At 60.0% G+C, this 13,449-nt stretch carries 10 protein-coding genes; 4 read left to right on the top strand and 6 right to left on the bottom strand.

Translation table 11 applies throughout. The features are described from left to right. Positions 1–4: 4 nt before the first annotated feature. From cysN to cysG, 3 genes are all read right to left on the bottom strand, one after another. Positions 5–1,432 carry a sulfate adenylyltransferase subunit CysN gene (gene cysN, locus G5193_RS18990; protein ID WP_182938237.1) on the bottom strand — a complete coding sequence of 476 codons (1,428 nt, stop codon included), beginning with the start codon at positions 1,430–1,432 and terminating at the stop codon, positions 5–7. A 12-nt stretch (positions 1,433–1,444) separates the two neighbouring features. Then, the gene (gene cysD, locus G5193_RS18985) at positions 1,445–2,377 is read right to left on the bottom strand and encodes a sulfate adenylyltransferase subunit CysD (protein ID WP_339385037.1); all 933 of its coding nucleotides are present in this window, start codon (positions 2,375–2,377) and stop codon (positions 1,445–1,447) included. A gap of 72 nt (positions 2,378–2,449) precedes the next feature. Then, positions 2,450–3,886, bottom strand: a complete 1,437-nt coding sequence (gene cysG / locus G5193_RS18980) for a siroheme synthase CysG (RefSeq protein ID WP_421206881.1) — start codon at positions 3,884–3,886, stop codon at positions 2,450–2,452. 197 nt (positions 3,887–4,083) lie between these two features. Between cysG and G5193_RS18975 the strand changes: the two genes are divergently transcribed. Continuing rightward, entirely contained in the window at positions 4,084–5,007 is a 924-nt protein-coding gene (locus G5193_RS18975; protein WP_005335703.1) for an SPFH domain-containing protein, read from the top strand. Then, entirely contained in the window at positions 5,004–5,459 is a 456-nt protein-coding gene (locus G5193_RS18970) for an NfeD family protein (protein WP_005335704.1), read from the top strand. The genes G5193_RS18975 and G5193_RS18970 overlap by 4 nt, the downstream gene beginning before the upstream one ends. Positions 5,460–5,528: 69 nt before the next feature. Here the strand turns inward: G5193_RS18970 and G5193_RS18965 are convergent, their stop codons facing one another. Beyond that, complete coding sequence (locus G5193_RS18965) at positions 5,529–7,634, bottom strand: methyl-accepting chemotaxis protein (RefSeq protein ID WP_421206879.1); 2,106 nt, start codon at positions 7,632–7,634, stop codon at positions 5,529–5,531. A gap of 139 nt (positions 7,635–7,773) precedes the next feature. On the opposite strand from G5193_RS18965, the gene nadA reads away from it, so the two are divergent. Then, positions 7,774–8,847, top strand: a complete 1,074-nt coding sequence (gene nadA / locus G5193_RS18960) for a quinolinate synthase NadA (protein ID WP_421206877.1) — start codon at positions 7,774–7,776, stop codon at positions 8,845–8,847. A gap of 70 nt (positions 8,848–8,917) precedes the next feature. On the opposite strand, the gene G5193_RS18955 is transcribed toward nadA, so the two are convergent. Both G5193_RS18955 and gap read right to left on the bottom strand, forming a co-directional pair. Then, a complete protein-coding gene (locus G5193_RS18955) occupies positions 8,918–9,784 on the bottom strand; it encodes a D-hexose-6-phosphate mutarotase (protein WP_421206875.1) in 867 nt (288 codons plus the stop codon). Between the two features lie 86 nt (positions 9,785–9,870). After that, positions 9,871–10,866 carry a type I glyceraldehyde-3-phosphate dehydrogenase gene (gene gap / locus G5193_RS18950; protein ID WP_005335708.1) on the bottom strand — a complete coding sequence of 332 codons (996 nt, stop codon included), beginning with the start codon at positions 10,864–10,866 and terminating at the stop codon, positions 9,871–9,873. 347 nt (positions 10,867–11,213) lie between these two features. Between gap and malQ the strand changes: the two genes are divergently transcribed. Continuing rightward, positions 11,214–13,403 carry a 4-alpha-glucanotransferase gene (gene malQ / locus G5193_RS18945; protein WP_216952049.1) on the top strand — a complete coding sequence of 730 codons (2,190 nt, stop codon included), beginning with the start codon at positions 11,214–11,216 and terminating at the stop codon, positions 13,401–13,403. Positions 13,404–13,449 lie beyond the last annotated feature (46 nt).

Here is a 13,449-nt window from a genome sequence, read left to right as displayed (position 1 = left end):
GGGCTTACTCCTTGCTTGTGTCGTTACCGATGGCAAGGGCTTGCCAGTGCGGGAAGTGCTTGCGCACCAAGGCGTTGAGCTCGATTTCGAACTCGCTGTAGTGCCCTTTTACCGCTTTGGCGGCCAAGCCTTCCACTATCATGCCGGCGCCGACGGTGACGTTGGTCAGCCGGTCGATCAGGATAAAGCTGCCGGTATCACGGATCTCCTGATAGGGGTCGAACGCCACCGGGTCGGTGAGGCTCAGCTCGCACAGGCCGATCTCGTTGAGCTTGAGCTCGGAGGCGGGCAACTCGTCGAGCTTGTTGATCTCGATGCGGTGGCGGATGGCCTCCACCTGACCGCGACTCTTCTTGGTGGCCAGTTTGACGTCGTAGACCCGGCCCGGTTGCAGGGACTCCTCCCCCATCCAGACGATATGGGCCAGCAGGTTCTGGGTCACTTGCGGGCGGTTGGCGGCATCCACCAGCAGATCGCCGCGGCTGATGTCGATCTCGTCGGCGAAGGTGACCGTGATGGCCTGACCCGGCAGGGCGTACTCCAGATCGCCGTCGAAGGTGACGATGCGGGTCACTGTGCTCTCCTTGCCCGACGGCAGCACCGCCAGCTTGTCGCCCACCCGCAGGATGCCGGAGGCGAGCGTGCCTGCGAAGCCGCGAAAATCGAGATTGGGGCGGTTCACATACTGCACCGGCAGGCGCACCGGATGGCGCTCCAGCTCGCGCTCCACCTCGGCGGATTCCAGCAGCGCAAGCAGGGTTTCGCCTTCGTACCAAGCCAGCTTGTCGCTCTGGTTAACCACGTTGTCACCGTCCAGCGCCGAGACCGGCACGATATGGATGGTGTCGACGCTGAGCTTCTTGGCGAACTCGCGGTAATCGGCACTGATGCGCTCGAACACCTCTTGGCTGAACTCCACCAGATCCATCTTGTTGACCGCCACCACGAACTGCTTGATGCCCAAGAGGCTCGCGATAAAACTGTGGCGGCGGGTCTGATCCAGCACCCCTTTGCGGGCATCGATCAGGATAATGGCCAGATCGCAGGTGGAAGCGCCGGTGGCCATGTTGCGGGTGTACTGCTCGTGGCCCGGGGTATCCGAGATGATAAATTTGCGCTTGGCGGTGGAGAAATAGCGGTAGGCCACGTCGATGGTGATGCCCTGCTCACGCTCCGCCTGCAGGCCGTCTACCAAGAGCGCCAGATCCAGCTTCTCGCCGGTGGTGCCGAGCTTCTGGCTGTCGGACTCCAGCGCTTTGAGCTGATCTTCATAAATCTGCTGGGAGTCGTGCAGCAGGCGACCGATAAGGGTGCTCTTGCCGTCATCCACGCTGCCGCAGGTGAGAAAACGCAGCAGACTCTTGTGCTGCTGGGCGTGCAGATAGGCTTCGATGCCCTGTTCGGTGATGGCGGTCTGAATATGGCTGTTCATGCTGACGACTCCTTAGAAATATCCCTGACGCTTCTTCTGCTCCATGGAGCCGGCCTGATCGTGGTCAATCAGCCGCCCTTGCCGCTCGCTCGAAGTGGTGAGCAGCATCTCTTCAATAATTTCCGGCAAGGTGGTGGCATCGGATTCGATAGCCCCGGTCAGCGGGTAGCAGCCGAGGGTGCGGAAGCGCACCAGCTCCTGCTTCACTTCGTCTTCCGGGCCGATGGGCATACGCTCGTCATCCACCATGATCTTGATGCCGTTGCGCTCCACCACCGGACGGTAAGCGGCGAAGTAGAGCGGCACTATGTCGATCTTTTCCAGATAGATGTATTGCCAGATATCCAGCTCGGTCCAGTTGGAGAGCGGGAACACCCGGATGCTCTCCCCCTTGTTGACCTGGCTGTTGTAGACGCGCCACAGCTCCGGGCGCTGGTTTTTCGGATCCCAGCGGTGGGACTTGTCGCGGAAGGAGTAGACCCGCTCCTTGGCGCGGGACTTCTCCTCGTCGCGGCGGGCGCCACCGAAGGCTGCGTCGAAGCCGTATTTGTTGAGCGCCTGCTTGAGCGCCTCAGTCTTCATGATGTCGGTGTGCTTGCCGCTGCCGTGGACGAAGGGGTTGATGCCCATGGCGAGCCCTTCCGGGTTCTTGTGGACGATCAGATCCAGCCCGTACTTTTTGGCGGTCTCGTCGCGGAACTTGATCATCTCCTTGAACTTCCAGTCGGTATCGACGTGAAGCAAGGGGAACGGGATCTTGCCCGGATAGAAGGCCTTGCGGGCCAGATGCAGCATGACGGAGGAGTCCTTGCCGATGGAGTACATCATCACCGGGTTTTCAAATTCGGCAGCCACCTCGCGGATGATATGGATGCTCTCGGCTTCCAGCTGCTGCAAGTGCGTCAATCTTTCACGGTCCATGTTGGTCCTCGGGTCATTGCTTATGCGCCTGCTCAAGGCGCTGGGTGGTTCAGTGCGCGGCCGCACCGGCAGCCGCATCAAATATCTCTTTCCGGGTCAGGCCAGCTGCACCAGCTTGAGGTCGCAGCCGTCGAGATCCGGGTTAGCGCGCTGCTGATCGCCGCCCTGTTCCCCAAACCAGGCGAGCCGATCGCGCAGGGCAACCACTTCGCCGATGACGATAAGGGACGGGCTCACCGCCTGTTTGGCCAGCTCGGCCAAGTCGGCCAAGGTGCCGGTCAGCACCCGCTGGCGGGATGTGGTGCCGCGCTCGATGATGGCGATGGGAGTGGCTTGGCTTCGGCCGTGATCCACCAGCTGCTGCTGGATATGCTCGGAGCGCATCAGCCCCATGTAGATGACCAGGGTCTGACTGGTGGCGGCGAGCTGCTGCCAGTCAGGCTCCTTGCCATCGATCTGGCAGTGGCCGGTAATAAAAACAGCGCTCTGGGCGTAATCACGGTGAGTGAGCGGAATACCGGCATAGGCGGTGGCACCGGCAGCGGCCGTGATGCCGGGCACCACCGTGAAGGGGATGCCTTCATCGGCCAGCACTTCCAGCTCCTCGCCGCCCCGGCCAAACATAAAGGGATCGCCCCCTTTCAGCCGCACTACCCGGTTGCCCGCCTTGGCGTATTCCACCAGCAGGCGATTGGTCTCCTCCTGCGGCACGCTGTGGGCACCCGCCTTCTTGCCGACCGACACCAGAGTGGCGTCGCGGCGCACCAGATCGAGGATCTCGGCGGAGACCAGCTGGTCGTAAAGCACCACTTCAGCCTGTTGAATCTGTTGCAGCGCCTTGAGGGTCAACAGGCCCGGATCGCCGGGGCCCGCCCCCACCAATACCACCTCGCCCACTTCGCTTTTCGCCTGGTCGAGGCCATCACTCAGCCACTGCTCGGCTCCTTGCCAATCCTCTTTTTCAATCAGGCTGGCGAGGGTGTTGGAGGCAAAGGCGCGCTCCCAGAAGCGGCGGCGATCGGAAATCGATGAGAGCACCCGCTTGGCCTTGTCACGGACCCGGCCAGAGAGCTCGGTCAGCCCGCCAAGATGGCGCGGCAGCAGGCTCTCCAGCCGCTCGCGCAGCAAGCGCACCAGCACCGGCGCCTTGCCGCCGCTGGAGACCGCCACCATCAGCGGCGAGCGATCGATGATCGAGGGGAAGATAAAGCTGGAGCGTTTGGGGTCATCCACCACATTGACGAACAGACCCAGCTGATTGGCACTTTGATAAACCAGCGCGTTGACTTCGAGGTTGTCGGTCGCCGCCACCACCAAAATCTGGCCAGCCAGATGGGCCGGGGTGAAGCGCTCCACCATATGGGTGAAACGACCGGTGAATTCCGCAAATTCCGGTTCAAGTTCCGGGGAGACCAGGGTCAGCCGGGCACCGGCCGCCAGCAGCAGGCGCGCCTTGCGCAGGGCAACCTCGCCCCCGCCCACCAGCAGTACCGGGCGGCCTTCCAACTTGGCAAACATAGGTAAATAATCCATTTCGGCCCATCCCTCGGAACACGACTAATATGGGGCGACTATAGGCAGGGCAGCTTATCCCTCAAAATAATAAAAAATGCTTTTTAATGCGTTTTGGTAATTAGCAAAGCCAATTCATGACAAAGGCGTACGAAGTCACTTGTGGTACCTGACGCCAGACCATAGGCTAGGGACTGTGTTTCATAAGGAGCTAAATGATGAATGAATCATTGATTGTGCTAGGGATTTTTGTGTTCCTGGTGCTCGCCACCCTGAGCGCGGGCATCAAGATAGTGCCCCAGGGCTACAACTGGACGGTGGAGCGCTTCGGCCGCTACACCCGCACCCTGACCCCGGGCCTCAACCTGTTGATCCCCTACGTGGATCGGGTCGGCCACAAGATCATCATGATGGAGCAGGTGCTGGACATCCCGGCACAAGAGGTGATCTCCCGCGATAACGCCAACGTCACCATCGACGCCATCAGCTTTGTGCAGGTGGTGGATGCCCGCAAAGCGGGTTACGAGGTCAACGATCTCACCAGCGCCATCCGCAATCTCACCATGACCAATATGCGGACCGTGCTCGGCGCCATGGAACTGGACGAGATGCTCTCCCAGCGCGACACCATCAACGAGAAGCTGCTGCGCACCATGGATGCCGCCACCGCCCCCTGGGGCATCAAGGTGACCCGGATCGAGATTAAAGATGTGCGCCCGCCGCTGGCACTGGTCGAGGCGATGAACGCCCAGATGAAGGCCGAGCGTCAGAAACGGGCCGAGGTGCTGGAGGCCGAAGGGGTGCGCCAGTCCAAGATCCTGAAAGCCGAGGGTGAGAAGCAGTCCCAGATCCTCAAAGCCGAAGGTGAGCGTCAGGCCGCCTTTCTCGCCGCCGAAGCACGGGAGCGGGCTGCCGAGGCGGAAGCCAAGGCGACCCATATGGTTTCCCAGGCGATTGCGGAAGGAGACCTGCAGGCCATCAACTACTTCGTGGCTCAGAAATATACCGAGGCACTGGCCCGCATCGGTGAAGGCCCCAACAGCAAGATCATCATGATGCCGCTGGAAGCGGGCAGCCTGATTGGCTCTGTGGCTGGCATGGCCGAGCTGTTCAACAAAGATGGCAAGGGCAGCAAGTCATGACAGCCCTGTTAGAGGGGCTGACCCACTGGCACTGGCTGGGACTCGGCTTCATTCTGCTGGCCATCGAGGTGCTCGGCTCTGTGGGCTTTTTGCTCTGGACCGGCATCGCTGCGCTGGAAGTGGGGCTACTGCTGCTGATCTGGCCCTTCGGCTGGCAGGCGCAGTTGCTGCTGTTTGCGGTGCAATCCCTGCTCACCACCTGGGCCTGGTGGCGCTGGCAGCACCAGCGCGACAACTCGGGTCAGGATGCCGCCAGCACCATCAACGAGCGGATGCAGAGCTATATGGGCCGCGAGCTGACCCTGCTGGATGACGTCACCCAAGGTACCAGTCGGGTGCATCTGGACGATACAGTCTGGACGGTGCGCTGTGACGAGTCGCTGCCTGCGGGCAGCAAGGTCAGGGTGGTCGGGGCCGACTCCCACATCCTGCTGGTTGAACCCCGCAACTGACGCAACTCTGCCGTCGAGTCATAAAAAAGCCCGCGATCGCTCGCGGGCTTTTGTCTCTCTGGCTGCCACTCAGGTACGCAGCCGATCGAGCTGACTGGCGAGCGCCGTGGCCGCTTGCTCCAGCACCTCGCTCAGTTGATGGCTGGAGCTGGCCTCCTGCCCGATCACGTTGGCGGTATCACCAATCCGCATCAAATTCTTGTTGATATCGTCACTGACGGCGCTCTGCTGCTCGGCGGCGGTAGCCACCTGACTGATGTGGTCGTGGATCTGCTGGATCTGGGCCACTACCCGATTGAGCGCCTCGAACGCCTGCTCGGTGCCCTGCACCGTGGTGGTGGAGCGCTCGATGCCGGTATTCATCAGACGTTGACTGCTGCTCACCTCGGTCTGCAGGCTACCAATCAGCTGGCCGATCTCGTCGGTCGATTCACGGGTCTTGGTCGCCAGCGCCCGCACCTCGTCTGCCACCACCGCAAAGCCACGGCCCATGTCCCCTGCCCGCGCCGCCTCGATGGCAGCATTGAGGGCAAGCAGGTTAGTCTGCTCGGCAATGGCGCGGATCACATCGAGGATCCTGCTGATATTGGTGCTGCGCTGGGCCACCAGCGCCACCGCTTTATCCGCCTCATGCATATCGCCGACCAGAGTATGGATCTCGTTGCGGGCATTGCTGAGGGTCTGCTGGGCGGTATTGATGTGGTGGGTCGCTGCTTCCGACTCCTGCGCCGCCTGCTCGGCATAACCCGCTACGCTGACTGCCGTGGTGCTCATCTGATGCATGGCGCTCACCACGCTCTCCAGCTCCAGATTCTGCTCGTCCAGACTGTTGCGCATGGTGTCGGCGGTATGTTTCATCTCCCGCGCCTGCTGGTAGACCTGCTGGCCAATCCCCTTGCTCATTTGCACCATGCCCCGCAGCTTGCCGAGGAAGGCATTGAGCTGAGAACCCAGATCGATCAGCTCCTGATGGGTGTCGATCTCCATCTGCTGGGTCAGGTCACCCTCGTTGCTGGAGAGATGACCCACATGGCGGCTGATAAGAGAAAGTGGCGCAGTAATGGTCTGGATAAACCAGACCAGCAGCCCCAGCACCAGCAGGGTAATCCCGCCCATGGCGATGATCTGCTGCCGCTGGCCATCCACCAGCAGGGCGCCCAGTTCATTGCTGATGGCGTGCGCCTTGCCGAGCGCCAGCGCCTTGGGCACCTTGATCATCAACCACCACTGGGTATTGGCTGCTTCAACCCGAATGGGCTGATGAAGAATGAAGTCACTGTCGCTGCTGACCGGCCGACCGTCAGGCAGGGTCAGGCCCACCTCCTTGAGTGGACGGCCCAGCTTGTCGGCATAGCGGTTGCTGCCCACAATCAGCCCCATCTTGCTGACCAGGGTCACATCCGCCTTGTTGTCATAGAGGCTCTTGCCAAGGTTTTCAGCCAGTTGCTGGAAGATGGGCAGGTTCATATCCACCCCGGCCAGCCCGACAAACTTGCCGTCACGCAGCACGGGCACCGTGAGACTGGTCATCAGCATCTTGTTTCCCGGACTGATTTCGTAAAGGTAAGGCTCCATCAGGCAGGGCTGACGGGTATCGCGACCACAGAGATACCACTCGCTGTTGCGAATGCCGAACTCGTTGAGGGAGGTATCAAACTTGGCCTCGCTGGCGGCGGCGTCCACCGCTTGCTGGGCGACGGCCCCTCCCTGATCCTTGGTGAAATAGACCTCCAGACTCCCCTTGCCCGCCACCGAGTGGCTGGCTCCGGCCACCCAGTTGGCATCCTCGCCATCGTAGCCGTTCGGTTCAAACTGGGCATAGATGGAGCTGATCCCGCTCGCCTGCTGCAGGCTGCTGCCGAGCAACGACTCCACTTGAGGCCGCGACAAGCGCTGTTCCGGTTTGGCCATGGCTGCTTCAATCTGGGCGGTCACGGTCAGGGGGATTTGGTAGGAGTTCTGCATCAGCGAAGCAATCTGGATGGCATAGCGCTCTGCCTGATACTGCAGACTGCGGGAGACCTCCTCTTCCAGTGCATCGCTGGTCTGGGTCATCACCATATTGCGAAGGGAACTGAAAGAAGCCGATTGCAACAGGGTCATGGCCAGCCCGGTCAACAGAAACAGCCCCATGGTCAGAGACAACAACTTGAACTTGAGGGAACGTTGCTTCATACGACAACTCCTTATGGCAATATGACAACGAATAAGTTGAGTATATTCGTCCACTTGCAGCACACCGGATTTGTGATGGGTTTGTCACCGGCTTCTGGTTATAATTTTGGCCTTCCCGAGCGTTGATGGAACAGTCGCAATGAGCAATGCACTGAGCAGTGTCCCGCCGGTAGTCGATATGGACTACCCCTTCCCAGCCAAACCCCTCCCCCTGAGCGCCGAGCAGAAAACGACCTTGACCACAGAAATCAAGGCGCTGCTCAAGGAGCGCAAGGCGATACTGGTGGCCCACTACTACACGGATCCCGAGATCCAGGCGCTGGCCGAAGCCACCGGTGGTTTCGTCGGTGACTCGCTGGAGATGGCCCGTTTTGGCCGCGATCACGCAGCACAAACCCTGATCGTCGCCGGTGTTCGCTTTATGGGTGAAACCTCCAAGATCCTGAGCCCCCACAAGCGGGTCTTGATGCCGACCCTGAAGGCCGAATGCTCCCTCGATCTGGGCTGTCCCATCGAGCAGTTTTCCGCCTTCTGCGATGCCAATCCCGACCATACCGTGGTGGTCTATGCCAATACCTCGGCCGCCGTCAAAGCGCGGGCGGACTGGGTGGTGACCTCCAGCATCGCGCTGGAGATCGTCGAGCACCTCGACAGTCTGGGTCACAAGATCATCTGGGGCCCGGATCGCCATCTGGGCGCCTATATAGAGAAGAAGACCGGGGCGCAGATGCTCCGCTGGCAGGGCCACTGCATCGTCCACGACGAGTTCAAGGCCCGCGCCCTGCGCGAGCTGAAAGAGCAGAATCCGGATGCCGCCGTGCTGGTTCATCCGGAATCCCCCGCCTCGGTGATCGAGCTGGCCGATGCGGTGGGCTCCACCAGCCAGCTGATCAAGGCGGCCAAGGAGCTGCCCCAGCAGAAGCTGATCGTGGCGACCGATCGGGGCATCTTCTACAAGATGCAGCAGGCCTGTCCGGAGAAAGAGATGGTGGAAGCACCGACCGGTGGCGATGGCGCTACCTGCCGCAGCTGCGCCCACTGCCCCTGGATGGCGATGAACGGTCTGGTGGCGATCAAGGAGGCGCTCACCGACGGTGCCGAGCGCCACGAGATCCATGTCGATGAAGATCTGCGGGTCAAAGCCTTGATCCCCCTCGATCGCATGCTCAATTTCGCCGCCGAACTCAAGCTCAAGACCCAGGGCAACGCCTGATTGCCGCCGTCACGAGATGCAAAGAGGGCTCCCGCGGGAGCCCTCTTTATTTATCTGAACCTCATCCTGATCAGATGATCACGGTAGAGAGACTGTGCTCTTCATCCGGCGCAACGGTCACCCCCGCCTCGCCAGCGATGGCGGCCTCGACACACAACATAGTGCGATAGCCATCGTCGCTCATGTCGGCCATGGCGGTAGCCCCTTCCAGCCAGGGGGTCCAGACCACCACGCTGTCGTGGTTACCGCTCACTACCCGGGTCTCGCGCTCACCATACTGCACGCTCACCAGCGCCTCTGGCTGCCAGTAGACCCGATCCAGCGGCCCACTCAGGGTCAATGCCCCCTGCTGCTTGGCATCCTGTCCGGTCAGCTTGTCGGCATAGGGCTCGCCCAGACCGCTCACGCTCACCGCCTCCGGTGCGCTGATCTGCAAATAGGTATGCAGCGCACCGCTGTAAGTCAGCGGCTGGGCACCTGTGTTGCGAGTGGTCAGCACCAGCGAAAGCTCTTTGCCCACCAGCACGTCCAGCTCCAGTTCGAAGGGGTGATCCCACAGGGCGCGGGTTGCCTCGCTGTCGCGCAGGGAAAGATGAACAAGCGTGCCATCAGCGTGATCGGAGACCCCGTCCAGCATCCAGAGGGTGGTACGGGCAAAACCGTGGGAGGGCTTGCCGCTACCGACGCGGGCGGGCGCCGGGCCAAACCAGGGCCAGCAGATCGGGATACCACCGCGAACAGGCTTGCTGCCATCCAGCACCGCTTTGTCACTCAGCCAGATGGAGGCCGGCTCGCCATGACGCTGATAGCTCAGCACATGGGCGCCAAACAGGCTGATCTCGGCCTTGGCATAGTCGTTGTTGATAGTGAGAACCGGCAGACCGGCCGCATTGTTGGCAAGCTTGCAATTGGCTGTCAGGGGACGAATGGATTGCATGTGGACTCCTGTCATCAGGGGAAACCGAAAAACAAAAAGGCGGCCAATGGCCGCCTTTTTCAAGCTACGCGATTGCGCATCCCAAATTACTTGGAGATGTGAGCGATCAGATCCAGAACTTTGCTGGAGTAGCCCATTTCGTTGTCGTACCAGGATACAACTTTAACGAATTTGTCGTTCAGCTGGATACCAGCCTTGGCATCGAATACGGAGGTCTGACGCTCACCCAGGAAGTCGGTAGATACAACTTCGTCTTCGGTGTAGCCCAGAACGCCTTTCATAGCGCCTTCGGAAGCAGCTTTCATCGCTTCGCAGATTTCTGCGTAGGTGGCAGCTTTCTTCAGGTTAACGGTCAGGTCAACAACAGAGACGTCCGGAGTCGGAACACGGAAAGCCATACCGGTCAGCAGGCCTTTCAGTTCCGGGATAACTACGCCAACAGCTTTGGCAGCACCGGTAGAGGACGGGATGATGTTCTGAGCCGCACCGCGGCCACCGCGCCAGTCTTTGGCAGACGGACCATCAACGGTCTTCTGGGTAGCAGTGGTAGCGTGAACGGTGGTCATCAGGCCAGACTCGATACCGAAGGTATCGTTCAGAACCTTGGCGATCGGTGCCAGGCAGTTGGTGGTGCAGGAAGCGTTGGAAACGATGTCCTGGCCAGCGTAGGTAGAGTCGTTAACACCCATTACGAACATCGGGGTAGCGTCTTTGGACGGGCCAGTCAGAACAACTTTCTTGGCACCAGCAGCGATGTGCTTACGAGCAGTCTCGTCGGTCAGGAACAGACCGGTAGCTTCAGCAACAACGTCAACACCGATTTCGCCCCACTTCAGGTTGGCCGGGTCACGCTCAGCGGTAACACGTACGGTTTTGCCGTTTACAACCAGGTTGCCGTCTTTAACTTCAACGGTACCGTTGAAACGACCGTGAGTTGAATCGTACTTCAGCATGTAAGCCATGTAGTCAACATCGATCAGGTCGTTGATACCAACAACTTCGATGTCTGCACGCTCGCAAGCCAGACGGAATACGAAACGACCGATACGGCCAAAACCGTTAATACCTACTTTGATAGTCATATTTAGTTACCTAACTGTTCAGTAGTCAAAGAAAATTCCGCTTGTAAATTTACTAGAACTCTCCGGTGAGTCAACCAACATTCTGTCTGAAATTGCGCTATATCATGAAAAACTGTGAAATTAATTTTCTGTTTATGTAACTGATTACCACGTTTTGACGAAAAAAGTGCCAGATCGTGGCATCGCGCAGATATCAACAATAGTGCCTACTCGGTCACACAACCATTCACAGAGATATGTAAAAATGTGCGCGGTTTAGCATGGCCAAAGAGCCACTGTTCAAGTACCACCCCATAAAAATCAAACAAAATAGTATAGATAGAATCCACAGCGGGAATTCTCAAACTATGACCACCCTGATTGAACAGCTGGCTGCCGCAAAAGGTATCGCCAGCGAGTATGTCGATGCCTGGGGCCACCCGGCCCAGGTATCAGAAGAGAGCAAGGCCGCCATGCTGGGCGCCATGGGCTACCGCGTCGATGACGAGGCCGCACTGGTGCAGCAGCTGGAAGAGGAGCATCGCCAGCACTGGCTGCGGGCGCTGGATCCTGTGATGGTGGTTCGCACCGGCGACGCCGTTACCCTTGAGGTTCGCCTCCCCATCGAATTCGTCAACGACGCCCTCACCTGGCAGCTCCAGCAGGAGCAGGGTGCAGTGCTGTCCGGTCAATTCACCCCCATCGAGGGTGAGCTGGTCGGCGTGGCCGAATTTGAAGAGATGGAGTGCCAGGCCTATCGCGTCACGCTGGATATGGCCCCGGAGCTGGGTTATCACCAGCTGGTGTTGCTGGAAGAGGGCAATGACGAGCCGCTGGCCACCATGCGCCTCATCGTTGCCCCCAAGGCCTGCTACAAGCAGGCGCCGATTGCCGATGGCCGCAAGGTATGGGGTCCGAGCGTGCAGCTTTACTGCCTGCGCAGCCGCCATAACTGGGGTATCGGTGACTTCAGCGATCTGGGCCAGCTGGTTGAGAAAGCCGCCGCCTGGGGTGCCCACTTCGTCGGCCTCAACCCTATCCACGCCCTCTATCCGGCCAATCCGGAGAGCGCCAGTCCCTACAGCCCCTCTTCCCGTCGCTGGCTCAACGTAGCCTATATCAATGTGGAAGCGGTGCCCGAATTCCAGCAGAACGATCGCCTGAAAGCGGAAGTGGCAAGTCCTGCCTTCCAGCAGCATCTGGCCGATCTGCGCGCCAAAGAGAACGTCGATTACACCGGCGTCATCGAGACCAAGATCGGCATGCTGCGTCAGGTGTTCGACGATGCCACCCTGAGCGCCGAACGTCAGGCCGCCTTCGATGCCTTCGTCGCCGCCGGTGGCGACAGCCTGCAGCAGCAGGCTGCATTTGATGCCCTGCAGGCCCACTTCTATGCCAAAGGCGAAAATGCCTGGGGCTGGCCGGTATGGCCGCAGGAGCTGCGCGATTACCACAACCCTGCCGTTGCCGCCTGGATGGCCGAGCACCCGCAAGATGTAAACTTCTATCTCTATCTGCAGTTCCTGGCTGATGAGCAATTGGCGCAAGCCGATGCCCGTGCCAAAGCTGCCGGCATGGTGATGGGTATCTACCGGGATCTGGCGGTGGGCGTCTCCGAAGGCTCCACCGAGATCTGGGCAAACCAGGATCTCTACTGCCCGAAAGCCTCTGTCGGTGCGCCGCCCGATATCCTCGGCCCGCTCGGTCAGAACTGGGGCCTGCCCCCGATGAACCCGAACAAGCTGTTTGAAGCGGCCTACCAGCCGATGGTGGACTTGTTCCGTGCCAACATGCGCTCCTGCGGCGCACTGCGCATCGACCACGTGATGGCACTGCTGCGCCTGTGGTGGGTACCGCCCGGAGCGTCCGCCGCCAAGGGCGCCTACATCTACTATCCGGTCAACGATCTGCTGGGCATTCTGGCCCTCGAATCCCACCGCAATCAGTGCCTGCTGATCGGCGAGGATCTGGGCACCGTGCCGGAGGGGATCGACGTGACTCTGAAAGAGAACGGCGTCCACTCCTACAAGGTGTTCTTCTTCGAGCGCTCCAAGGAAGATGGCGGCTTTATCTCCCCGGCGCACTACACCGAGCAGGCGATGTCAGCCCTGACCACCCACGACATGCCGACCCTCAAGGGCTTCTGGCACTGCGATGATCTGGCGCTCGGCCGTCAACTGGGTCTGTATCCGGATGAAGATGTGCTGAAGACTCTGTATGCTGATCGCCACCAGGCCAAACAGCGGATCCTCGACAGCCTGCATGCCCACAAGGTCATCTCTGACAACATCAGTCATGACGTGAACTGGGTCGGCATGAACACCGAACTCAACCACGGTCTGCAGATCCATATGTCCCGCGGCAGCTGTGCCCTGTTCAGTACCCAGCTGGAAGACTGGCTGGAGATGGACAAGCCGGTCAACGTACCGGGCACCAGTTACGAATACCCCAACTGGCGCCGCAAGCTTTCCGCTGATCTGGAAGATATTTTTGCCAATGAGGCACTCAAGGCACTGGCTGGCAAGATGAGCCAAGCCCGTGATGAGGCCAGTCGTTGAGACGCTGTCTCCCACAGCGCTCTCACCTAAATCCACTCCGGCTTCG

This window comes from Aeromonas sp. 601027, assembly GCF_049174455.1.
Classification (GTDB): Bacteria; Pseudomonadota; Gammaproteobacteria; order Enterobacterales; family Aeromonadaceae; genus Aeromonas; species Aeromonas veronii_A.
The sequence above is the reverse complement of the archived record's forward strand: the minus strand, read 5'-3'. Positions and strand labels throughout refer to the sequence as shown.

What these genes read in the sequence shown, in the direction of transcription:
- cysN (WP_182938237.1), bottom strand. Translation starts at nt 1,432, where the DNA reads ATGAACAGCCATATTCAGACCGCCATCACCGAACAGGGCATCGAAGCC.
- cysG (WP_421206881.1), bottom strand. Translation starts at nt 3,886, where the DNA reads ATGGATTATTTACCTATGTTTGCCAAGTTGGAAGGCCGCCCGGTACTG.
- G5193_RS18975 (WP_005335703.1), top strand. Translation starts at nt 4,084, where the DNA reads ATGAATGAATCATTGATTGTGCTAGGGATTTTTGTGTTCCTGGTGCTC.
- G5193_RS18970 (WP_005335704.1), top strand. Translation starts at nt 5,004, where the DNA reads ATGACAGCCCTGTTAGAGGGGCTGACCCACTGGCACTGGCTGGGACTC.
- G5193_RS18965 (WP_421206879.1), bottom strand. Translation starts at nt 7,634, where the DNA reads ATGAAGCAACGTTCCCTCAAGTTCAAGTTGTTGTCTCTGACCATGGGG.
- nadA (WP_421206877.1), top strand. Translation starts at nt 7,774, where the DNA reads ATGAGCAATGCACTGAGCAGTGTCCCGCCGGTAGTCGATATGGACTAC.
- G5193_RS18955 (WP_421206875.1), bottom strand. Translation starts at nt 9,784, where the DNA reads ATGCAATCCATTCGTCCCCTGACAGCCAATTGCAAGCTTGCCAACAAT.
- gap (WP_005335708.1), bottom strand. Translation starts at nt 10,866, where the DNA reads ATGACTATCAAAGTAGGTATTAACGGTTTTGGCCGTATCGGTCGTTTC.
- malQ (WP_216952049.1), top strand. Translation starts at nt 11,214, where the DNA reads ATGACCACCCTGATTGAACAGCTGGCTGCCGCAAAAGGTATCGCCAGC.